General features: G+C 62.0%; 21 protein-coding genes. 7 read left to right on the forward strand and 14 right to left on the reverse strand.

The window, feature by feature from the left end; translation table 11 throughout:
* Positions 1-554: 554 nt before the first annotated feature.
* Positions 555-938 (forward strand): H-NS histone family protein, encoded by a 384-nt coding sequence (locus IVA92_RS17960; protein ID WP_247281183.1) that lies wholly within the window; start codon positions 555-557, stop codon positions 936-938.
* 160 nt (positions 939-1,098) lie between these two features.
* On the opposite strand, the gene IVA92_RS17965 is transcribed toward IVA92_RS17960, so the two are convergent.
* From IVA92_RS17965 to IVA92_RS17975, 3 genes are all read right to left on the reverse strand, one after another.
* Positions 1,099-2,178: a nucleotidyltransferase family protein gene (locus tag IVA92_RS17965; protein WP_247281184.1), complete on the reverse strand. Its 1,080-nt coding sequence runs from the start codon at positions 2,176-2,178 to the stop codon at positions 1,099-1,101.
* Positions 2,165-3,304 carry a PqqD family peptide modification chaperone gene (locus IVA92_RS17970; protein ID WP_247281185.1) on the reverse strand — a complete coding sequence of 380 codons (1,140 nt, stop codon included), beginning with the start codon at positions 3,302-3,304 and terminating at the stop codon, positions 2,165-2,167. Before IVA92_RS17970 ends, IVA92_RS17965 begins: the two co-directional genes overlap by 14 nt.
* A gap of 182 nt (positions 3,305-3,486) precedes the next feature.
* Complete coding sequence (locus tag IVA92_RS17975) at positions 3,487-3,732, reverse strand: hypothetical protein (protein ID WP_247281186.1); 246 nt, start codon at positions 3,730-3,732, stop codon at positions 3,487-3,489.
* Between the two features lie 701 nt (positions 3,733-4,433).
* Between IVA92_RS17975 and IVA92_RS17980 the strand changes: the two genes are divergently transcribed.
* A complete protein-coding gene (locus IVA92_RS17980) occupies positions 4,434-4,649 on the forward strand; it encodes a hypothetical protein (RefSeq protein ID WP_247281187.1) in 216 nt (71 codons plus the stop codon).
* A gap of 938 nt (positions 4,650-5,587) precedes the next feature.
* Here the strand turns inward: IVA92_RS17980 and IVA92_RS17985 are convergent.
* The 6 genes from IVA92_RS17985 to IVA92_RS18010 all read right to left on the reverse strand — a co-directional run bounded on the left by IVA92_RS17985 (position 5,588) and on the right by IVA92_RS18010 (position 11,478).
* Positions 5,588-6,373, reverse strand: coding sequence for an ABC transporter permease (locus tag IVA92_RS17985; RefSeq protein WP_247281188.1), 786 nt, complete (start codon positions 6,371-6,373; stop codon positions 5,588-5,590).
* Complete coding sequence (locus tag IVA92_RS17990; RefSeq protein WP_247281211.1) at positions 6,370-7,182, reverse strand: ABC transporter permease; 813 nt, start codon at positions 7,180-7,182, stop codon at positions 6,370-6,372. The genes IVA92_RS17985 and IVA92_RS17990 overlap by 4 nt, the downstream gene beginning before the upstream one ends.
* Positions 7,183-7,251: 69 nt before the next feature.
* Complete coding sequence (locus tag IVA92_RS17995; protein ID WP_247281189.1) at positions 7,252-8,298, reverse strand: ABC transporter substrate-binding protein; 1,047 nt, start codon at positions 8,296-8,298, stop codon at positions 7,252-7,254.
* A gap of 22 nt (positions 8,299-8,320) precedes the next feature.
* Positions 8,321-9,628, reverse strand: a complete 1,308-nt coding sequence (locus IVA92_RS18000) for an FAD-binding oxidoreductase (RefSeq protein ID WP_247281190.1) — start codon at positions 9,626-9,628, stop codon at positions 8,321-8,323.
* Positions 9,629-9,642: 14 nt separating this feature from the next.
* Complete coding sequence (locus tag IVA92_RS18005) at positions 9,643-10,359, reverse strand: HAD family hydrolase (RefSeq protein WP_247281191.1); 717 nt, start codon at positions 10,357-10,359, stop codon at positions 9,643-9,645.
* 36 nt (positions 10,360-10,395) lie between these two features.
* Positions 10,396-11,478: an ABC transporter ATP-binding protein gene (locus IVA92_RS18010; RefSeq protein WP_247281192.1), complete on the reverse strand. Its 1,083-nt coding sequence runs from the start codon at positions 11,476-11,478 to the stop codon at positions 10,396-10,398.
* Between the two features lie 209 nt (positions 11,479-11,687).
* On the opposite strand from IVA92_RS18010, the gene IVA92_RS18015 reads away from it, so the two are divergent.
* Both IVA92_RS18015 and IVA92_RS18020 read left to right on the forward strand, forming a co-directional pair.
* Positions 11,688-12,644, forward strand: coding sequence for a LysR family transcriptional regulator (locus IVA92_RS18015; RefSeq protein ID WP_247281193.1), 957 nt, complete (start codon positions 11,688-11,690; stop codon positions 12,642-12,644).
* A gap of 24 nt (positions 12,645-12,668) precedes the next feature.
* Positions 12,669-12,986 (forward strand): FAD-linked oxidase C-terminal domain-containing protein, encoded by a 318-nt coding sequence (locus tag IVA92_RS18020; protein WP_346015522.1) that lies wholly within the window; start codon positions 12,669-12,671, stop codon positions 12,984-12,986.
* A gap of 174 nt (positions 12,987-13,160) precedes the next feature.
* Here the strand turns inward: IVA92_RS18020 and IVA92_RS18025 are convergent, their stop codons facing one another.
* Complete coding sequence (locus IVA92_RS18025) at positions 13,161-13,721, reverse strand: FAD-binding oxidoreductase (protein ID WP_247281195.1); 561 nt, start codon at positions 13,719-13,721, stop codon at positions 13,161-13,163.
* A 99-nt stretch (positions 13,722-13,820) separates the two neighbouring features.
* Here IVA92_RS18025 and IVA92_RS18030 point away from each other — a divergent pair, with 99 nt between their 5' ends.
* Positions 13,821-14,246, forward strand: coding sequence for an HIT family protein (locus IVA92_RS18030; RefSeq protein WP_247281196.1), 426 nt, complete (start codon positions 13,821-13,823; stop codon positions 14,244-14,246).
* A gap of 58 nt (positions 14,247-14,304) precedes the next feature.
* Here IVA92_RS18030 and IVA92_RS18035 read toward each other — a convergent pair whose 3' ends face one another.
* The 4 genes from IVA92_RS18035 to IVA92_RS18050 all read right to left on the reverse strand — a co-directional run bounded on the left by IVA92_RS18035 (position 14,305) and on the right by IVA92_RS18050 (position 19,165).
* Positions 14,305-15,003, reverse strand: a complete 699-nt coding sequence (locus tag IVA92_RS18035) for an ABC transporter ATP-binding protein (protein WP_247281197.1) — start codon at positions 15,001-15,003, stop codon at positions 14,305-14,307.
* Positions 15,000-16,847, reverse strand: coding sequence for a branched-chain amino acid ABC transporter ATP-binding protein/permease (locus IVA92_RS18040; protein WP_247281198.1), 1,848 nt, complete (start codon positions 16,845-16,847; stop codon positions 15,000-15,002). Before IVA92_RS18040 ends, IVA92_RS18035 begins: the two co-directional genes overlap by 4 nt.
* 11 nt (positions 16,848-16,858) lie before the next feature.
* Positions 16,859-17,734, reverse strand: coding sequence for a branched-chain amino acid ABC transporter permease (locus tag IVA92_RS18045; protein ID WP_247281199.1), 876 nt, complete (start codon positions 17,732-17,734; stop codon positions 16,859-16,861).
* 99 nt (positions 17,735-17,833) lie between these two features.
* On the reverse strand, positions 17,834-19,165 hold the full coding sequence (locus IVA92_RS18050) for a substrate-binding protein (protein WP_247281200.1): 1,332 nt from the start codon (positions 19,163-19,165) through the stop codon (positions 17,834-17,836).
* Between the two features lie 630 nt (positions 19,166-19,795).
* On the opposite strand from IVA92_RS18050, the gene IVA92_RS18055 reads away from it, so the two are divergent.
* Both IVA92_RS18055 and IVA92_RS18060 read left to right on the forward strand, forming a co-directional pair.
* Entirely contained in the window at positions 19,796-20,032 is a 237-nt protein-coding gene (locus IVA92_RS18055; RefSeq protein WP_247281201.1) for a hypothetical protein, read from the forward strand.
* Between the two features lie 118 nt (positions 20,033-20,150).
* Positions 20,151-20,621: a helix-turn-helix domain-containing protein gene (locus tag IVA92_RS18060; protein ID WP_247281202.1), complete on the forward strand. Its 471-nt coding sequence runs from the start codon at positions 20,151-20,153 to the stop codon at positions 20,619-20,621.
* Positions 20,622-20,665: the final 44 nt, after the last annotated feature.

Genomic DNA, 20,665 nt, shown 5'->3' on the forward strand with positions numbered 1-20,665 from the left:
TCGGCCAAAGCCATCACGCGCTTTACGTGCACCGACGCCTCCACTCAAGCGAAGAATGCACGTTAAGCGGGCCGTGGGATCAATCTGCCGCGCCGCACTCTCGGCGGATAGGCCCGGCGCGCGAGGCCGCCTTTCGTAGTCGACAATCCACCTGAAATGCGACCATCGGCCTGCCGCAATCGCGAGCTTATGATTGCGATGTCTCTTAGCGCGAGCCCTCGCAGCTGGATTTGCAGCTTCAAAGCCTGGATGTCGGCCAATGCAGCCGACGGAGCGATAAACCGGCTGATCGCCGCTTCAAGGCGCCCCATAGGGCAGTCAATAGCGTCCAATGTTTCTTTTCGGGCTTGCAGCAAGGCTTCTGGCCTTTCAATACGTCGACTGAAAATAACGCTCGCGATATAATATTAAATAATATACTATTTATTTATTGTCGCGTCAAATTTGAAAGACCGGTCTCGGTCCCTGTCCGTAACTCGCCGCGCGAACAACGATATTCGGCGTGGAGATGACAGGCAGGTAGGGGCATCAGTCGAACGGTGACGAGAAATGCTATGCGAAGGCAAGATCTCGAAGCCATGGATTTCGAGGAACTCTGGCTCCTTCACGAGGAGCTGACGAAGATTCTCGCCGAAAAGATCACCGCCGAAAAGCGGGAACTGGAAAAGCGTCTTGCGCAACTCAACCAGCCGGATCAATTCGGCGAAGCTGAAAGCGGGGCGTCTGAGACGGGGACCAGCCAGCCCCGTCGCAAATACCCGAAGGTCGTACCGAAGTACTACAACCCGCTCCAGCCAACAGAGACTTGGTCAGGACGTGGTAAGCAGCCCCGCTGGCTGGTTGCCGCCCTCCAATCAGGCCACACGCTGGAGGAGTTCAAAATCCGCGAGAACGGCGAATCGTCCGAAGGGAATCCTGGTGGTCGAGAGCATTCCTAGCTCTGCGCCATTGGGCGCACCTCGGACCGACTGAGAATGTTCAGTCCTGCGGATTGGGGCAGCCGCCCACCCACCTGGAGCAGGTAGCGGATCGAAAACCCGCTCAGCCAAGACCTCCCGCCACGATCTCTCGAGAACGCTCGTGTGACGGTCACAGGCACTAGACCTTTCCCGCGCGAACTGCGGTCGTCGCATTCAGCAGAAATTGTAAGGTTCTCGCTCTTGGCACAGACCACAATCCACGTCGGTTCGCGCTGGTTCTTGTCGAGACAACGGCCGCCTCCCTGCGGTAGTTTCTGAGGTCCAGAATGTTCATCGCCAGGAGGGCCACGCGTGTGGCCGGAAAGCGTGCTTGCATCAACTGCCGCATGAACTGCAGGCGCGGAATCAGTCGGGAGCGCAACGCGTGCGGAATCTCGACGCCCAGCAGCTCAGCAAGAGCGAACAGCTGGGTTTCGACTGCGTTCTTCATCAACTCGCCCGAGACAAGAGAGCTAAGCTCCCCCCAATCGAGGCCCTCGGCGGAATTGCTTAGATCGCGTAATTCAACAAGGTGCCGCAGGTCGAGGTCGCCGAGCCAATAACCATAGTCTTGAAACTGATCATGGATGATCAACATGAGCGCTTGGTAGGTAGGCCTGGGGATATAGACGCGTCCCCGTCCCAGCGGCGCAGGGACGCAATGGTTCAGCGCATGCCCGAAGCTCTGGTAGAGGTACGCAGGACCTGGAGCTGCCCGCTGCAGGTCGATGGTCCCGACATCCTGCGACCGATTCAGCTCGACGTGCCATCTCTGGCTTTCGGAAGGGGCCTGGTAATCGATATCGTAACCAATTGCACATAGAGCGGCGACTGCCGTTCTGGCCTCCTCTGGCATAATCATGATGTCCAGGTCAGACATTAACCGAACGCCTCGTCGCTCCTCCGGCGCGGTCGCCAGTGTCGATGCCCCCTTGAGCATGATCGGCGTAATTCCCAAGCTGTTCATCGCAACGACCGCTTCTTCCAGTTGGGCGATGAGCCGATTGTTGCGCAGCACGTTTCGGCGGTGGATCTGGCGAATATATGTGCAGACGTCCTCCGGCAGCATCAATGCGAATTTGTCGACAAAATCGATGAGCGCCGGCGTCGTCAGAGTCTGGTTTGCGAGCCCGATTACGGGCGTCCACTCTACATTGACCGGTGGCATGCCTCGCAAGCAATTGCAAAGGCTCGTCAGTGCGGCGCTATGTCTTGCCATTGCACAAATCCATAATCAATCGCCGAGCCTCCACGGCCTCGCAATAGGTGAGTTGAAGCGATCGCGCTCCCGCGACAATCCGCTTCAAAGCGAAAAAGCCGGCCTGCGAAAGTCGTCCGTCAGCAGCAAATGCGTCCTCGATGAGCCGCTTCATCGAATCCAACTGATCTATCGCGGTCAGTTCGGCCGGACCGCTCGCGACTCGGTTCAAGAAGATCACCCAGCTTGCGGAAAAGCATCGATTCTGTGCATCCGGAATGGGTACGTACCGCACCAGAACGCCGTCGGAACGGCAGTGCGTCGCGTCGTGCCGGTCGCCATGTAGTCGCGAGAGAAAGCCCCACGATCCCTGCTTGAGGGTGAGCGCAAACGGAAGCCCGCAGATCGTTCCGTCAGATCCAACCAGCGCAACATCGTCGCCAGCATACCGAAGTCCGGCGTCAACCAGTTGCAGTGTGAGGGTAGATTTCCCAGCTCCCGGTTGGCCGCATAACAGCAGGCCCATGCCGTCTTTCACGAGAGAAGCCGCATGAAGGGAGAAGACCCAACGACTGCTTCGAATGAGCCGCTCGGTGATGTGAGCTCTGATCGTGGGGGCCAGCGCTTCGACTTCACATCTGGAGATGCGGGCATCCTCTCCCCGGAAGAACACTTGCTCGTCCAGCATCATTGCCTCGACGGCAATGTCGACGTCGCAGCCGGCGTTCTGGTCCGGAACACAAAATAGCGGAAGCAGCCGATTCAAGAGGTTCCGATTTGCAGCCCGGATGCCTATTCTGTGCCGACCCAGGACCGCTGAGAAGGCAAAATCGGCCGGCATTCGCCGATCGACTTCAAGCAACGCTCGATCGATCCAGACATTTACAGCCTGTCGCGTGAATTGGCGTGCCGTTTGCTCGTCAATGCCTAGCGCACCAAGCCCCTGACAAATCTCTTCCAGAGAGGCGCCTTGTGCCAACTTACACCAAATGAATGCCCCTACTCGGTCCAGTTCAAAAATCTTCTGCCCTGCTTCGCTGAAGAGTATTGATCGACCCTCCAGCAGCGCGAACACTGCATCCGGAGCCGGTCTCAACACCATCTCTGCCGACGATCTTTCCAGCACGGCTCCAACCAATGTGAACAAATCCGCCTCGCCCTGTACCGACGAGCCGGCGACAGCGTCTGGGAGGCGCTATTGTCGCGGCACCAAGGACACGGCCATCGCCCGCGAGATTCAGTCTAGCCCGGCCTGCGACGCTGCAATTCCCGTTCAGCCGAACACAGGCCACCCGATCGGGCTCGTTTCGAAAATGACAATCCGGCCGGTCAGGCCGCCAGCTGACCGTCCTTGCCCCCTCCCTGCGGAGAAATGTTCAACACCTGCTTTCCAAGAAGGCTCGCTCTCGCAATCAACCGATGAGCATCCAACAGGTACCGATAAGCTTCGCGATCGGCACTCCGTTCTCTCAGAATGCGCTCCTTCTCGCCAATGCTTAGCAATTCAGCGCGCATCTGAGCCAACTGCAGTGTATTCGAGGTGAGGTTGTGCTTGTTAAGAATTGATTCCCACATCGTCTCCTCCAGTCGCACGAACTTGGACGAGTTTAGCTTACGTGATTGGCAGCAATTAACAACGAAATTTGCATATTTATCGCATAATCAAAATTTGTTTCATATTTGAACCTCGCGTAACCATTTAATACCTACGAGCAAGCCGCAGCACGCAGCGAACTCGACGACGGCAATGCGGGGCTGCTATAGCCAAGGAGGAAAGACCGATATTTCGGTGAGGGACATCGTGCCGTGCAGCACCCGCAAAATAAATCGGCCGAGAGTCGCAAATCAGACCGACAATGCAAATTTTAGTTCGCACATTAAATAAGGACAGCGAATATTAACGAATTGCACGAGGGAGCGATACCAGTGATCCGGTGGGCTGATCTGTCCGTCAAGACCAAGATAATGGTTTCATTGCAAGCGGAACGTTCCGCGCGAAACCGCAGGGATTTGGACATGACTATTGTTAGGCGCCTCCCAGAAGCTTTCGGTTGAGGTCGCAGCACCATTCAAGGTTGCCGAGCGAAAGCCGGCGATATCCCCATTTCGCCAAGCAGGAATCCGGTCGGTTGGAGAAGCGTCGTCACGAGCAAGCTGCCCCTTGCTCGAACAAACGACCCCAGGTGCGATGCCCCCCAGTTAACCCGCACCGACGAGAGCGCACTCCAGCCGGCCGGCCCCTTATTCAACCATCAAATTATTTCAGGGAGGCTCGCATGGGTATGATTATGGTCAAGTGCCCGCAAACCGGTCGCGCGATCACGACCGGCATCAAATCCGATCGTGAGACTTTCCTGCGGAGCATCGTGTTTTTCGGCAATACTCGTTGTCCGATCTGTCAGGCTAATCATAACTGGTTCGCCCGCGAGGCCTGGGTCGAAGAGCCGATCATCCGGACGGCGGAGATGCTTGGTGCGGCTCCCTCGTTCTGATGCAAATGACGAGGCCGTTCTAGAGAGTGCGTCCAAATTCCCTTTCCCCGATGCAGGCATTTTGTTGCGACGCGTTAGAATGCGCGAAAATATTTCCGCGTATCGTCGTAAAGCGAACGGACGGCGCGATGATCAATCGCTTAGACGTTATTGGCAGGTCATCACAAATTCGAGCTTCCCGTCACGGGTTTGGCAAGGGCCTGTTCGGGGGTGTTGTCGTGAGTAGTGGGATTTGCAGTCTGGCTGTTCTGCGTCACGCAACGATCGAACTCGTTGGCCTGCTCGCTCAATTGCAGCGGCTCCGGGAGAAAGTACGAAGAGCGGAAGCACGACGCTCGGGAGAACGACGGCGATCAGCATCCGCCTCGCGCACGCGAACGCCCCGAGCAACAAGGTATCGCACGCGTCTGTAGCCGGCGTGACCCTCACCAACATCACCTGCAAGCGTCCTATTGTTCCGAAACTCTACGCGCGACTCGCGCTGCGCAAGACATCGATCGCCTCAGCGCGAGTAGCAGTCCGATGACGGGCTGCGAATGTCCAGTTGTACGATGCGCATGTTTTCGGCCCGGACTAAATTCAGCGACGTGGGCATCTTGCCGAGAATAAAGAGACGAGCACAGACCACGATCACTCCTCGATCCGAATTGAGACGGTGATCGGCTGAAAGGCCGCTGATCGCTTGCTGGAATACCCGTATCGCCAGATACCCAAGCCGTTGAAAAGCTTGGTGGGCGCACCAGGGCTCGAACCTGGGACCCGCTGATTAAGCGATAGCGACGGGTTGGGCACAATCAGTGACTTACTGGTCGTACCACTGGACTTATCCGGCCGAAGATGGGCATTCGTCGCACGAATCCGCATTGTCAACGCGCAGCTGAACTAGGCGCCCACCCTCCTATACGATTCAATCTACCGGACCTCAGATGGCGTGCGCCCTACGTTTTCTTCCTCGGTCGACCAGTTGCGAGCAGCACGAGGAAGAAGGAAGCCGCCGTCATCAGCGTCGATATCGCTGCAATTGTGGGATCAATCTCGTCTCGAAGCGACGTGAACATGCGCTTGGTCAGCGGCTGGTATTGCCCGCCGGAGATGAACAGCGCGACGATGGTCTCATCCATCGCCGAGATGAAGGCGAAGATGCCGCCGGCGACCACGCTGGACTTGATCTGCGGCAGCGTCACCGCGAAGAAGCTGCGCAGGCGATTCATGCCGAGGCTGCGCGCCACCATCTCCTGCGCGGGATCAAAGCTCTGCAGACCCGCCAGCACCGAGATCACGACATAGGGCAGGCCCAGCATCACGTTGGCCAGCACAAGACCGGGCATGGTCGCGACCAGGCCGATCCTGGCATAAACGAAGAAGATGCCGACGGCGGTGATGATGATCGGCACCACCAGCGGCAGCAGCAGCGTCATGTGGATCAGCCGCATGATCCGCAGCTTCGACTGGTTGATGGCATAGGCGGCGGCCGCGCCGAGCGGGGTCGCCATCAGGACGGTCAGCAGCGCGACCGTCAGCGTCACCCGCGTCGCCTGCATCCAGGCCGGATTTGAGAAGTATTGCTGGTACCAGCGCAGCGAGAAGGACGGAGGCGGGAAGGTCAGGAAGCGCGCGCTGGAGAACGAGATCGGCGCGATGATCAGAACGGGGAGGATCAGATAGACCAGCACCAGCGCGCTGACCACGTAGAGGACGATCCGGGCGGGCGAGACGCGCATCATTTCTGCCCCAGCACGCGATCGAGCGAGATGAAACGGCTGACGACGAAGAAGATCGCGAGCACGCATAGGAGCAGCACCACGGCGACCGCGCTCGCGGCGCCGAACTGGTTGTAGAGCTCGACATTGCGGCTCACCAGCATCGACAACATCACGGTGCGCCCGCCACCGAGCAGCTCCGGCGTGATGTAGAAGCCGAGGCAGAGCACGAACACCATGGTGCAGCCCGCGAGCACGCCGGGCAGCGACAACGGGAGGAACACGCGGACGAAGGTCAGGGACGGGCTCGCGCCCAGGCTGGCGCCGGCCTGCATGAGATCGTTCGGAATCTTCTGCATGGTGGCATAGAGCGGCAGGACCATGAATGGCAGCAGGATGTGCACGGTGGCAACCACCGTGCCGAACGTGTTGTGGACCAGCGCGAGCGGCTCGCTGATGACGTCGAGATAGCGCAGGAACTGGTTGATCACGCCGGTGCGCTGCAGCAGCGCCAGCCAGGCATAGGCGCGCACCAGCACGCTGGTCCAGAACGGCAGCACGACCAGCGACAGGATCAGGATGCTCCACCCTTTCGGCACCGAGTTGGCGAGGTAGGCCACGGGATAGCCGAGCATTAGCGCGATCAAAGTGACCGCGAGGCTGATCTCGAAGGTCAGCGCAAAGCTGCGCCAGTAGACGTCTTCGGTGAAGACGCGGCGATAATTCTCCAGCGTGAAACCGTCATGGTAGATCGACTGCCAGGTGAGCCAGCCGACCGGCAGCACGATCAGCGCCAGGATCACCAGCAGCGCCGGCGACACCAATACCAGCATCAGACCGTGCTCGCGGCGCTGATGCTTCTGGGAAGGATCTGGCACGGATGTCGTCAAGGCTGCCTCGCCCTACTTCTGCATGAACGATGCCCAGCGCTTCTCGGCGGCTTCGCCCGCGGGCGAGGACCACCAGGCGTAGGACATCAGCGCTTGCTTCGCCGCATTGGCCGGCTCGCTCGGCAATTGCGCCGCGCGCTCGGGCTTGACCACGCCCGTCTCGAAGGCCTTGGGGTTGCCCGGGCCATAATCGATGTGCAGCGGCAGATTGGCCTGGTGCACGGGATCAACGGCCTCATTGAGGAATTTCATCGCGGTCTCGAGATTCGGCGCGCCCTTGAGGATGCAGAGCGAAGTGCTCTGCAGGATGCCCTGGTTGTAGGTGAAGGCGACCTTGGCGCCCTCCTTCGCGACCGCGCTGACGCGGCCGTTCCAGGCCATCTCCATGTCGACCTCGCCGTCATTGAGCAGCTGCGCCGACTGCGCGCCCGAGGTCCACCACACCGTGATATGCGGCTTGATCTCCTCCAGCTTCTTGAAGGCGCGGTCGACGTCGAGCGGATAGAGCTGGTCGGGCGCGACGCCGTCGGCCATCAGCGCGGCCTCGAGCGTCGCGAACGGGTGGTTGCGCAGTGCGCGGCGGCCGGGGAATTTCTTGACATCCCAGAAATCAGCCCAGCTGTTCGGCGCGTCCTTCGGGAAGGTCTTCTGGCTGTAGGACAGCACGCTGGAATAGAACTCGTAGGACACCGAATAGGGACTGCGATAGGCCTCCGGCATCGCCGCGCCGTTGGGAATCTTCGAAAAGTCGAGCTTCTCGATCAGCCCCTGCTCGCCGCCGCGAAGGCAGTTGCCGGTCGGGGTGTCGACGACATCCCAGATCGGCTTGCCGCTGCCGACCTGCGTCTTGATCGCGGGCCAGGCATCCGGAATGGAGTCCTGGTTAATGGTAATGCCGAGCTTCTTGGCGGCGGGATCGAGGATCGCCACCGTCTGGGCCTGCTGATAGGCCCCGCCTTGCGAGACGAAGGTGATCTGCTCGGCGGCATCGGCCGCACTGGTCAGTCCGATTGCGCCCAGCAGGACGCAGCCCAATCCAATAGTGCGCTTCATGGTCATCCTCGCCTTCTCCAAATAGATCTTACTGACCGATTGCATCGAGAAATTGATACCAGCCCGCGACCATGCGCACGGCGGGCTCACGCAGCGGATAGAACGGTATGGCCTTCATGCGCCGCGCATCGAGCAGGCCGACGTCGGGCGTCTCGCCACGCACGAAGGCGGCGAGATAGCGGCCCATCAGGCTCGACATCGCAACGCCGGCACCGTTGTAGCCGATCGAGAACAGCGTGCGGTCGTCGAGCCGGCCGATATGCGGCACCGAGTCCAGCGTCATCGCGACGAGCCCCGACCATTTGTATGCGAGCGGGACATCGGCGAGATCGGGGAAGATGCCGACCATCGCCTTGCGCAAGGCGTCGAATGCGGCTTGCGAATCCTGCTTGCCGAAGGCGCCGCGGCCGCCGAAGATGACGCGGTTGTCGACCATGCGGAACCAGCGCATCATGCGCTTGGTCTCGGTATAGGTGCGCCCCGTCGGCATCAGTTTTCCCGCGAGATTGCGTGGCAGCTGCTCGGTCGCGATTATGGCGCTGCGGAAGGGGATCAGCGTGCGCTGTATCTGCACGGTGGCATCGGTCAGATCCGAATAGCTGTTGGTGGCGATGATCGCCTGCTTCGCCCGCACCGCGCCTTGCGGCGTCTCGGCGACGATGCCGTCCTTCTCGCGCCGGAGCTTGACGACCGGCGACTCCTGAAAAATCGGAACGCCGCGGCTCGCCACGCCATTTGCCAGGCCGCGCAAATAGTTCAGCGGATGGACCCCGCCCGAGCCGGGATTGAGCACGCCGCCGACAAAGATGTCGGAGCCGGTCTCCTCGCGCACGCCGTTCTTGTCGAGAATGCGAACCGCGGCCGAGCCCATCTCGCGCGTCATCCAGTTGGCCTCGTCGATCGCGGCCTTTAGCGTCGCTTCATTGTGCGCGGCCTTGACCTGGCCGGTGCGCACTAGGTTCGCGCTGGTGATGCCGAACTCGGAGACCAGTTCCTCGACCATGTCGGTCGATTCATGCGCGATCTCGTACATGCGCCGTGCCATGTCGCGGCCGTGTAAGGCATCGATCTCGCGGAAGGACAGGCGAAATTTCGCCGTGATCACCCCGCCATTGCGCCCGCTCGCGCCCCAGCCGGGGCGGTTCGCCTCGAGCACGACGGGGCTGAGCCCGCTTTTGGCGATGTGGTGCGCGGCGGAGAGGCCGGTGTAGCCGGCGCCGATGATCACCACATCCGCTTGGCTCTCGCCCGACAGCACGGGAAACGCGCGCGCCGGGTCCGCCGTGGCTTCCCACAGCGAATTGACCGATGGCAGCGTGCTGAAGTCCCTTGTCATGCCGCGGCTCTCCGTTACGCCGCCGGACCGATCGCGGCGTCGGCAAGCGCCTTCAGGGTGGGATAGTGGAAGTCCGGCTTGGTCAGCGTCTCCACCGCCGGCGTGCCGCCGAAGCCGGCAATGCCCTGGCGGCGCTCGATCCAGCACACCTTGTAGCCGAGCTTCCGCGCGATCCCGATGTCGTGATACTGGCTCTGCGCGACGTGCAGGATGTCGGATTGCTTGTAGCCGAACGCCGACTGGCGGCCCCTGTTGTAGGCGAAGAATTCCGGGTTCGGTTTTGCAACTCCCGTGTCGTCGGCACAGACGGTGTCGTCGAAGGGGTTGCCCAGCGCGTGCGCGTAGCAGGACAGCGCGACGCGGTCCGCGTTGGTCATCGCGACCAAGCGGAATTTGGTGCGCAGGCGCCTGAGCGCCTCGACCGAATCCGGGAACGGCCCCCAGCGCAGCACGGAGAGCTGGAACATGTCGCAGGACGCATCGTCCGCTGGCAGCCCAAGTTCGGTGGCCAGATGGCGATAGACGTGGAACATCACCTCGCTCGAGCGCTCGTAATGCTTGTCGCGGCCACGCTTGTAGGGCTCGAATATCTGCTCGTCGCTGAGCTCGGCCGCCTTCTTGCCTCCGATCTTGCGCACGGCTTCGAGCACGCCGGTTTCGAAGTCGATCAAGGTGCCGACGACGTCGAAGGTGAGAACCTTGAAATTGCTGAACGCGGCTTGGGTCGACATATCAGTTTCTTCTCTCGGGTTGGATGAGGCTTGAGTTCAGTCCCCCACCCTCGGCACGATGATGGTGTCCTCGGGGTGGAGCGTGACGGTGAGGCTGCCGCCGAGCGGTGGGATGCGGTGATAGGCCTGGTGGTAGCTCGGCTGGCGCAGGCTGAGCGCTATGCCATCGGCGAGCGCGAGGAAAATGCGCAGGCTCTCGCCCTGGTAGACGATGTCGGTGACGGTCCCGGTCAGCCGGTTACAGGCCTCATCCTGCGCACCGTCGTCGATCAGCAGCTTTTCGCTGTGCACGGCCAGCATCAAGGCATCGCCATCGGGAATGGCACGCGCGCTGCGCAGCAAGGCATTGCCGAGCGCGACGCTGGAAGCATCGACGCGGCGGACCGGCAGCATCGTCGCTTCGCCGATGAAGCTGGCGACGAAGGAATCGGCGGGATGATCGTGCAGGCGCTCAGGCTTGTCGATCTGGATCAGCCTGCCATCCTTCATCACCGCGACGCGGTCGCTCATGGTCAGCGCCTCGCGCTGGTCATGGGTGACGTAGATGATGGTGGCTCCGATTCGCCGGTGCAGCGCGCGCAACTCGATCTGCATGGATTCGCGCAGCTGCTTGTCGAGCGCGGAGAGCGGTTCGTCCATCAGGATCAGGCGCGGCTCGAAGATCATGGCGCGCGCCAACGCCACACGCTGCCGCTGGCCGCCGGAAAGCTGCGCAATGCCGCGCTCTTCATATCCGGCAAGGCCGACCATGCTGAGCGCCGCGCGCACCTTGTCCGGCCAGGAGGACTTCGGCAGGCGCCGCGCACGCAGCGGAAAGGCGACGTTCTCGCCGACGCTCATATGCGGAAACAGCGCGTAGTTCTGGAACACGACGCCGATATCGCGCTTGTGCGGCGGCATATAGGTGATGTCGCGGCCACCGAAGAGAATGGTGCCTGACGTCGGCAGGATGAAGCCGCCCAGAATGCCGAGCAGCGTGGTCTTGCCGGAGCCGGAGGGGCCGAGCAGCGAGACGAATTCACCGGCGCCGACAGTGAGCGAAACGTCGTCGAGGGCGCGAACGGCGCCATAGGCCTTGCTGGCGGACCTGATCTCGACGCTTTCCGCTCGCTTGTCCAACGATCGACCTCGCGTGTCCCTAGCTGGCGTGCCTCGCTGCGCGCCATAAGCCTGCATTATAGACAGGGATTCTGTGCAGCCACCGCCGAAGCGTGCGCTGCAGCAAATCGTCATTCAGAGCCCCTGTCTTTGGGCTGTCATGTCGATGACACCAGACTTGCGAAAACTCGGCAATTGCCAAATTCTCACCGTGACCATAACATGACGTTATGCACGAGCTGCGCCGCATGCTGCCTTCCAGTAACGCCCTGTTCGTCTTCGACGCGGCGGCGCGCAATGGCAGCTTCACGGCTGCGGCCGCCGAGCTGAACGTCACGCAGCCGGCGGTGAGCCGCATGCTCGGCCAGTTCGAGGAGCATCTCGGCGTTCGCCTGTTCGATCGCACAGCGGGGCGCGCGGTGCTCACCGAGGAAGGCGAGCTCTTGTATCGCCGTGTGCTCGAAGGCTTCCGCAGCATCGAGAGCGGGCTCGTCGAGATCGAGCGGCGCCGCAAGGGCACCGAGACGGTGACGCTGTCGGTCTCCTCCGCCTTCACCACACACTGGCTGATGCCACGCATCGACAAGCTGCAGAAACAGTTTCCGCAAGTCGATCTGCGCTTTCAGCTGATCTCCGGCGCGCTGCGCGGGCCGGTCGAGAATGTCGATCTCGGCATGCGCTTCCGCGATCGCGACGAGCCGTCCTCCGGCGGTACGCTGGTCATGAAAGAAGTGATGCTGCCGATGTGCAGTCCCGGCTATCTCGGCGAGACCGATCCTACCGAGGGCAACACCATCATTCGTCTTGCCGAGACACCGGGCGATTGGGCCGCGGATTACCCATCGCTTCTGACCGGGCGCCGCGGCGTAGCCAAGGGACTGAGCTTCACGGATTATGCCGTAGTGGTGCAGGCCGCCCTGCTAGGTCAGGGCATCGCTCTCGGCTGGCTGACGGTGACCTCGCATTGGCTTCTGACCGGCGCACTGGTGCCGGCCTCCGACACACTGGCCACCACACGCCGTCTCTGCGAGTTTCTGCCGCCCCGCCACCGGCCCATGCGGCCCATCGCCGCCGAAATCCGAGATTGGATCGTCGCACAGATGCGAAAAGAAGTGGCCACGATCGACCGGCAATATCCGCAACTTGGATTGATGTCCGCTTGCTACGGCTTGAGCGTTACACGCTAGAATTGATGGCTCATTGAGCTGTCCATCTACGGTCATGTCGGCGATGGCAATCTGCACAACGTGCTCGTTCCTACCGGCGTCGACGGGCTGGAGTTCACCAAGCGGGTGGAAGAAGGCATCCTGTCGCTGCAACTCTACGACACGGCCGCGGCGCTCGAGGCGCTCGGCGGCACGTTCAGCGCGGAGCACGGCGTCGGTCGATTCAAGAAGCACCTTCTGAAGCGGTACGGCGATCTCGGACGCGACGCGGCGATGCGCCGGATCAAGACCGCCTTTGATCCGGCGGACATCATGAACGCCGGCACGATCGTTCGCCCATTGGGAGAGACGCCTGCCTGTTGAACCATCGGCCGGCGAGCTGGCGATGCTTTCGTCCAGGTCCAAACGGTGGGTCTTCGGCCGAGGCACCTCGATCAGCCAAATCATCTTGTCCATAAAGAAAGAGCCACTCCGAAGGAGTGACTCAAGTTGGGGAGGAAACGCCCCTCTGGGACTGCCTGACTTCCGGTTCGATCTTCATATGGCGGCGATGTCCAGCTTCGAGCCATCGACCAGACGCGCCAGCCGGAACGGAGTGGGATCGACGCTAGGCCTGTCGTTGGCGACAAGCTCTGCGGCCAGATAGCCAAGCCCCGGGCCTAAACCGAAGCCGTGACCCGAGCAGCCCGCCGCGAGGACGAGGCCTTCCACCCCGTCCACCTGCGACACCACTGGCACTGCGTCCGGCGTGCAATCGACGAAGCCGCCCCAGGCGCTATCGATCTCAATTTCGCCGAGTTGGGGGAAGGTTTTCCGGACACTCTCCACCACTTGGCGCATCAGCCATTTCAACGGCGGAGGATCCAGCACGCGGTTCTGTTCGAAGATCCGATCATCGTTGGCCAGAAGCGCCGATATTGAATCCGACCCAGAAACGAACGATCGCCCGACGCCGAGCCTGACGTTTTTCAGGCGACGCAAGAACTGCGGCATGAATTCCCGGCTATATCGGATCGCCTGGGGCGTGATTTCGAGGTTCGCCTTGCCGCTGATCGCAAGCGTATAGCTGCTGTTTCCGGGATCAAAGCCTGTCGTCAATGGAACCATCTCGCTTGGCATCGTGGATAGATCGCAGGCTTGCTTGCGTCAACGGAAAGGAGCGCGTTTGATCGTACCTCGCAGCGATGGGAGGGGTTCATGGCGGCCTATGACGATCAAAACGTCTTCGCGAAGATCCTGCGCGGCGAGATTCCCTGCTTCGAAGTTTTCAGGGACGACCGCAGCTTCGCCTTCCTGGATATTATGCCGCGCTCGCCCGGACACACGCTGGTCATTCCTCGCGCGCCGGCGCGCGGGATCCTCGACATCGCCGATGACGATCTCGCCGCGGTTGCGAGAACCGCTAAGCGGATCGCGATTGCGGCGATGAAGGCGTTCGACGCCGAGGGTATTATCCTGCAGCAATTCAGTGAGCCGGCCAGCGGCCAAGTGGTTTTTCACCTGCACATGCACGTCATGCCGGTCAGGTCCGGGATCGAGCTGTTGCCGGCGCAGACGCGCAAGGAAGACATGGCCGTGCTCGCCGATCACGCCAGACGGATGGTCGCGGCGCTCGCCGGCTAGAGCATGATCCGGAAAAGTGTGCCGCGGCATTCCGAAGAGATCATGCTCAAACATCCATCTAAACGCCGAGATATCGCTGTAGCAGTTCCGGCTGGGCCTTCAGCTCCTGCGCCGGCCCCTCGTGCACAATGTGGCCGTTGTTGATGATGTAGATCCGGCTCGCCAGCGCTAGCGTCGCCGCCAGATTCTGCTCCACCAGCACGATGGTCTGGCCGGCCGCCGCCAGCTCGCGGCAGGCCTTGACGAGATCCTGGACGATCACAGGCGCAAGGCCCTCGAACGGCTCGTCCAGCAGCACGATCTTGGGATCGCGCACCAGCGCCCGCGCGATCGCGAGCATCTGCTGCTCCCCGCCGGAAAGCTCGGTGCCACGGTTGTTGCGACGCTCCTTCAGCCGGGGAAACATCTCGTAGATGCGGCCGAGCGGCCAGCGTTTGGGCGCGGTGATCTGTGCAAGGAGGATGTTCTCCTCCACCGACAGGCTGCCGAAGATCCGGCGCTCCTCGTGGACCAGTTGCATGCCCGCTTGCGCGATCTTGTGGCTTCTGCGCCCGGCGATATCGATGCCGTCGAATTTCACGCTGCCGCTGCGGGGTGTCACGACACCCATCAGGCTCTTCAGCGTGGTGCTCTTGCCGGCGCCGTTGCGGCCGAGCAGTGCCACCACCTCGTGACGGTCGACATGCATGGCGACGTCGAACAGGATGTGGGAGTCCCCGTAATAACTGTTCAGGCCGTTGACCTCGATCAGGCTCATGCGGCGATCTCTCTGTGGACGCCGCCGAGATAGGCTTCCTGCACCGCGGCGTTGGTCTTGATTTCCTCGGGCGTTCCGGAGACCAGCACGCGGCCTTCCTGGAGCACGGTAATGCGCTCGACCAGCTCGAACAGGGCATCCATGTCGTGGTCGATGATGATCATGGTGCGGCCGCGCGCGATCAACTTGAGCAACTTAACGGTCTCGACCCGCTCGCGCGGGCTCATGCCGGCGAGCGGCTCGTCGAGCAGCAGCAGGCGCGGCGAGGTTGCGAGCGCAAGCCCGATCTCCAGCCTGCGTTTCTCGCCATAGGCGAGCTCGGATACGGGCGTGTCGGCGCGGCGGGTCAGATTGACAAGGGCCAGCGTGTGCCCGACCTGCTCGGCCAGGCCCTTGATGCCCGAGAGCTTGCGGAACAAATCGAGCCGGAATTTTCCGCGCAGCTCGGCAAGCGCGGCGATCGTCAGGTTCTGGCGAACGGTGAGGCCGGTGAAGAGCTGGTTGACCTGGTAGCTCTTGGTGAGCCCGAGCTGGCAAACCTCGGTGATCTTCAGTCCCGTGATGTCGCGGCCCTCGAACAGGATCTGGCCCGACGTCGGGGCGACCTCGCAGGTCAACATCTTGAAGAAAGTCGACTTGCCGGCGCCGTTAGGACCGATGATGCCGCGCAGCTCGCCCTGATTGACGCTGAAATCGATGTCGCTGTTGGCGACGAGGCCGCCATAGCGTTTGGTGAGACCTGTGGCCTTCAGGATCGGCCCTGAATACGCAGGATGTTCGACTTCTTTGGCCTGCATCGATGCTGGCGCAGGTTGCCGTGTCGGCGCGGCGTCCGTAGCCTCTTGTTCAGCCTCTGCTTCCGTCCGCTTACGCCTGCCGGAGGCGAGGCGATAGAGATCGGCGAGGCCGCCGATGATGCCGCCGCGCAGAAAGCAGACCAGCAGCACGAACACGACACCCAGCACGAGCTTCCAGGCGGCTCCGAGGCCCAACGCGGCCTGCAGGAAGTCCTGCAGGAAGAGCCAGACCGCCGCGCCGACCAGCGGCCCGAACAGCGTGCTCCTGCCGCCAATGGCGGTCTGCATCACCAATTGGCCGGAGGTGTCGAACGTGAACGCGTCCGGCGGCATGAAGGCCTGGAGCACGCCGAGGAGGCCGCCGGCAAACCCCGCATAGGCGGCGGCGATCACGAAAGCAGTCAGCTTGTAGCCGTGGATGTTGTGGCCGACGGCGGTGGCGCGCAGCGGATTGTCCCGGATCGCGCTCAGAATCGCCCCGACCGGCGAGCGGACGATCCTGAGCGCGATGATGACGCCGATGAAATAGCACAGCGCGATGAATTGATAGAGCGACCAGCCGTTGGTAAAGTGGATCGTGGTGAAGCCGAGATTGAAACTCGGCGTCGGGACGCCGGGCAGGCCGTTCTCGCCGCCGGTAAAATCCGAGAGCGGATTGAACTCGACGAAGAAGAACACCTGCGCGATCGCCACGGTGATCATGGCGAAATAGATGCCGGTCCGGCGCAGCGCGATCAGGCCGACAAGATAACCGGTCACGGCGGCGGCGATCATGCCGATGATCAGCGCGCCCAGCACGTTGCTGAAGCCGGCGCGCGTCAGGAGATAGGCCGCGACGAAGCCGCCGGTACCATAGAAGGCGGACTGGCCGAACGACAACAGCCCCGTGAAGCCGAACAGGATGTCGAAGCCGAGCCCGAACAGGCCCCAGACCAGGATTCGATTGACGGTGTTCGGCGCGAAGCCGAGATGGGGCAGCACAAACGGAGCCGCGATCAGGCCGATGGCCGTTAGCGTCTCGATCAGGAACTGACGTTGCTTGAGCATGACGAAATCACTTACTCGCGGCCCTGAACGCCGAGCAGGCCATGCGGTCGCACCACGAGTACGAGCGTCATCACCGCAAACAGCATCACATAGGCGTAGCCGGGGTTGAACATGGAGGTGACGCTGATGATCTCGCCGGCAATCAGGCCGCCGAGGATCGCACCGGGGAACGAGCCGACGCCGCCGATCACCACCACCACGAACGTCTGGACCAGGATGTCGTCACCGATGCCCGGTGTCAGCGAAACCACGGGCGCGTTGACGATCCCGGCAAAGCCGGCGGCCATCGCACCGATGCCGAACACGACCATGAAGACGCGATAGACGTTGATGCCGAGCGAATCGACCATCACAGAATCCTCGATGCCGGCGCGCACGATCATGCCGAGCCTGGTCCGGTAGAGGATGATGAACAGCGCGCCGAGGGCGATGGCGACGATGCCGACCACGGCGAGGCGGTAGGTCGGATAAAACATGAAGCCGAGATTAGTGATGCCCCGGAACATCGCCGGGGGTGGCACCAGCTGCGACTGGCTCGAGAAGATCAGGCGCACGAGCTCGACGAAGCAGATACCGAGCCCGAAGGTCACCAGCAGCTGATCCTCGTGCGGGCGATTATAGAAATGGCGGATGATGACGCGTTCCATGAGCACGCCGAGCAGCATCACGAACAGCGATCCCGCGATAACGGCGAGGACGAACGATTCCGTGTACTGGTAGGCGACAAAGCCGGCGTAGCCGCCGATCATGAACATCGCGCCATGGGCGAGGTTGAGGACGCCGAGCGTGCCGTAGATGATGGTCAAACCGGAGCTGATCAGCGCGAGCAGCGCGCCGAGCGCAAGCCCGTTGAAAAGCTGCGAAACGAGGTTGGGCCAACTGATCATGAAATGGTCACTGCTGCGAAGGCGCGACGGAGCGCGCCAAAAAGGTGACGCCGCAGGGAGCAGAGGGCAGCCCGCGGCGTCACAGGGGTTAGAGCGGGCTCAGCTGTAGTCGCCGAGATGGCAGCCGAAGGCGTCCGGCTTCTGCATCAGGCCGTCGCCGGGGACGACCTCGACCACGTCGTACCAGTCTTCCTTGTTCTTCATGTCTTTCTGCTGCTTACCCTTTACGATGACCACCGGGCGGACGCACTGATGGTCCTCGGGACGGTAATGCACGTCGCCGACGAGCGAGGGGATCGTCTCGCCCTTCTCATAGGCCTTGATCACATCGGGCGGGTTGAAGCTGCCGGCCTGCTCGCACATGCGGGCCCAGTGCGCGAAGCTGACATAGGCGTTCTCCGCGCCCCATTCCGGCTTGTAGCCGTACTTCTTCTCGAAGGCCTCGTTGAACATCTTGGCCAGCGGGAACTTGTCCTCAAGTGTCCACCAATAGTCGCTGGCAGCGTAGACGCCCTGCATCAAGCCGCCGGTCTCGCGGGCGATGAACGGCACCTGATACGGTACCACCAGCTTCATCTTGTCGAGGACACCGAACTGCTTGGCCTGCTGGGTCGACAGCACCGCGTCGTGGCCCCAGTTGACGTTGATCAGCACTTCGGCGCCGGAATTCGCGACGTTCAGAAGATATGAGGAGTAGTCAGGCGCACCGAGCGGCGCCACCTGGTTGGTCACGGTGGTCCAGCCGGCGGTCGCAAGGAAGTCCTGCATCGACTCGGTGACGGTGTGACCGTAGGTGTAGTCCGGCGTGAGATACGCAGCCTTCTTGCCCTTGCCGAACTCCTTGACCATGACGGGGCCGATCGCCGCGGCGGCGGTCTGGCCGAAGAAGTTCTGGCGGAAGCCGTAGCGGACGCAGTCCTTGCCGGTGGTGTCGTTCGAGCCGGAAATGCCGCACACGAAGATCACCTTCTCGCGCTGGGCGAGCTTGTTGAGCGCGACCGCGACCGCGCTCGAGGTGCCGCCGGTGATCATGATCGCCTTGTTCTCGCTGATGAAGCGCTGCTGCGCCTGCACCGCCTCGTTCGGCTTGGCCGCGGAATCCGCGACGCCAAACTTGAGCTCCTTGCCGAGCACGCCCTTGCTGGTCTTCGGCGAGATCTTCTTGATCAGGTCGTGACCGCTGTTGATGTGCTCGATCGCGAGTTGATAGCCCTTGAGTTCGTCTTCGCCCTGGACGGCATAAGTGCCGGTGCGCGGCACCGAGATTCCGATGAAGGCCGTGGACCCGGACACGCCCGCAGGATACGTGCCGATCGGCCTGTCCTCGGCAAAGGCCGGCATTGCCGGCAGCACCGAGCCGCCGATGAGACCTGCAGTGGTCTGGAGCAGGCTGCGGCGCGAGAGGCCGCGGCGGATGAGATTGTCGGTCATGATCGTTTCCTCCGAATGTCGTTCTTGTTTGCAGGCACAACACGACCTGTCCGGCGGCAGCAGACCTCGAGGGCCTGCCTGCACCGGGCACGTCACATCCGCGTGTAGCTCCTGCACGTAAACATTGCTTGTGAAGTCCTTCTGTCAATTTCGCCTTTGGTCGAACGACAAAAATTGTCACGTGAAAACATATCGGATTGCGATATATATTAGTCTTTGTGAGTAAGAGGCTGGAGGGTTCAGCGGGAGAAATGGCGCGGCAAACGACGATAGCGGGTGCCCGGAAGCGACGCTCTTGGCCGCAAAAGGCGGAGTTGCAGGAGGCGGCGTGGCCGGTCAGAGAGGGGAGCGACACGCGTGCGGCGCCGCAGTCCAGCGATGCGGCCCGCATGTCCGAGCCGCGCAACCGGTCTGCCGGCAAGCGGGGACTGGCGGTTGGCGCCACTCAGGCGAAACGGGAACCTGGCCCGATGCAGAAGCTGAGCGGGCGCGCCCAATGTCCTGAAGGAGCTCGCGGTCGAACTCACCGGCGAGCAGCCACCGAAGGGGACTTGGTCGCCCTCGCGTGAACTGCTGCGCGCGCTGACGGCCGAGCGCCTCGCAACTGCGCGCAACTGCGGTCCTCACACCATGCGGGAGATCGTCGACTGGGCGCAGGGCTGCGGCGTGACCATCAAGCCCGTGATCCCGCTCGGCGGCTCGCTGTCGCAGATGTGGTGCGAGTTGATCACCGATGCGGCGGCCGGTAACCTGACCAGCGCCGAGATCGCGGGCGCGCTGCAGCGCTCGATCAGGCGGAAGAGCGTCCGCATCCCGATCGCGTTCCAGGTCATCCTGGTCAAGATCCTGCTGTCCAGCTTCGAATAGGCAGCTGGGGAGCACCGGATATTTGTGCATCCGCGACCCCGCCGATTGGTCCCGCCCGTCCTTCCTTGATAGTCTCGGCAGCGACCGCTTCGCCGGCGGGCTGACGTCGAAGGCAGGAATGGCTGAATCAAAGCGGAAGACTGGACGCAGGGCGCATGGCGTGCCCGCAAAGGGCGGCGCGATGCGTGAGGCCGACTACGCGGCGCTAGCCCGATTCCGCTACCAGTTGCGAACCTTCCTTGCTTTCAGCGAAGCCGCGGCCCAGAACGCCGGGCTGACGCCACAGCAGCATCAGGCGTTGCTGGCGATCAAGGGGTTCGCCAGCCCCGGCGGCGCCAGCATTGGCGACATCGCCCGCTTCCTCCTGATCCGGCACCATACGGCGGTGGAGCTGGTGGATCGCATGGCGAAACTCAAGCTGATCGGCCGGGAAGCCGATCCCGAGGACGCAAGGCGCGTTCTCGTCAAGCTGACGGCCAAGGGCGAGCAGAAGCTGCGATCGCTCTCGCGCATACATCTGGACGAGCTGAGTGCCGCCGCTCCCGGCTTGGCCAAGATTCTACGGTCGTTCCGGACCAAAGCGCGCTGACGGAGATGGCCTGAGTCAGGTGCGCTGAGCTCGTTTCGGAAGTC

Source organism: Bradyrhizobium sp. 154 (assembly GCF_023073875.1).
Taxonomy (GTDB): domain Bacteria; phylum Pseudomonadota; class Alphaproteobacteria; order Rhizobiales; family Xanthobacteraceae; genus Bradyrhizobium.

What these genes read in the sequence shown, in the direction of transcription:
- IVA92_RS17960 (WP_247281183.1), top strand. Translation starts at nt 555, where the DNA reads ATGCGAAGGCAAGATCTCGAAGCCATGGATTTCGAGGAACTCTGGCTC.
- IVA92_RS17965 (WP_247281184.1), bottom strand. Translation starts at nt 2,178, where the DNA reads ATGGCAAGACATAGCGCCGCACTGACGAGCCTTTGCAATTGCTTGCGA.
- IVA92_RS17975 (WP_247281186.1), bottom strand. Translation starts at nt 3,732, where the DNA reads ATGTGGGAATCAATTCTTAACAAGCACAACCTCACCTCGAATACACTG.
- IVA92_RS17980 (WP_247281187.1), top strand. Translation starts at nt 4,434, where the DNA reads ATGGGTATGATTATGGTCAAGTGCCCGCAAACCGGTCGCGCGATCACG.
- IVA92_RS17985 (WP_247281188.1), bottom strand. Translation starts at nt 6,373, where the DNA reads ATGATGCGCGTCTCGCCCGCCCGGATCGTCCTCTACGTGGTCAGCGCG.
- IVA92_RS17990 (WP_247281211.1), bottom strand. Translation starts at nt 7,182, where the DNA reads ATGCTGGTATTGGTGTCGCCGGCGCTGCTGGTGATCCTGGCGCTGATC.
- IVA92_RS17995 (WP_247281189.1), bottom strand. Translation starts at nt 8,298, where the DNA reads ATGACCATGAAGCGCACTATTGGATTGGGCTGCGTCCTGCTGGGCGCA.
- IVA92_RS18000 (WP_247281190.1), bottom strand. Translation starts at nt 9,628, where the DNA reads ATGACAAGGGACTTCAGCACGCTGCCATCGGTCAATTCGCTGTGGGAA.
- IVA92_RS18005 (WP_247281191.1), bottom strand. Translation starts at nt 10,359, where the DNA reads ATGTCGACCCAAGCCGCGTTCAGCAATTTCAAGGTTCTCACCTTCGAC.
- IVA92_RS18015 (WP_247281193.1), top strand. Translation starts at nt 11,688, where the DNA reads ATGCACGAGCTGCGCCGCATGCTGCCTTCCAGTAACGCCCTGTTCGTC.
- IVA92_RS18030 (WP_247281196.1), top strand. Translation starts at nt 13,821, where the DNA reads ATGGCGGCCTATGACGATCAAAACGTCTTCGCGAAGATCCTGCGCGGC.
- IVA92_RS18035 (WP_247281197.1), bottom strand. Translation starts at nt 15,003, where the DNA reads ATGAGCCTGATCGAGGTCAACGGCCTGAACAGTTATTACGGGGACTCC.
- IVA92_RS18040 (WP_247281198.1), bottom strand. Translation starts at nt 16,847, where the DNA reads ATGCTCAAGCAACGTCAGTTCCTGATCGAGACGCTAACGGCCATCGGC.
- IVA92_RS18045 (WP_247281199.1), bottom strand. Translation starts at nt 17,734, where the DNA reads ATGATCAGTTGGCCCAACCTCGTTTCGCAGCTTTTCAACGGGCTTGCG.
- IVA92_RS18050 (WP_247281200.1), bottom strand. Translation starts at nt 19,165, where the DNA reads ATGACCGACAATCTCATCCGCCGCGGCCTCTCGCGCCGCAGCCTGCTC.
- IVA92_RS18055 (WP_247281201.1), top strand. Translation starts at nt 19,796, where the DNA reads ATGCGGGAGATCGTCGACTGGGCGCAGGGCTGCGGCGTGACCATCAAG.
- IVA92_RS18060 (WP_247281202.1), top strand. Translation starts at nt 20,151, where the DNA reads ATGGCTGAATCAAAGCGGAAGACTGGACGCAGGGCGCATGGCGTGCCC.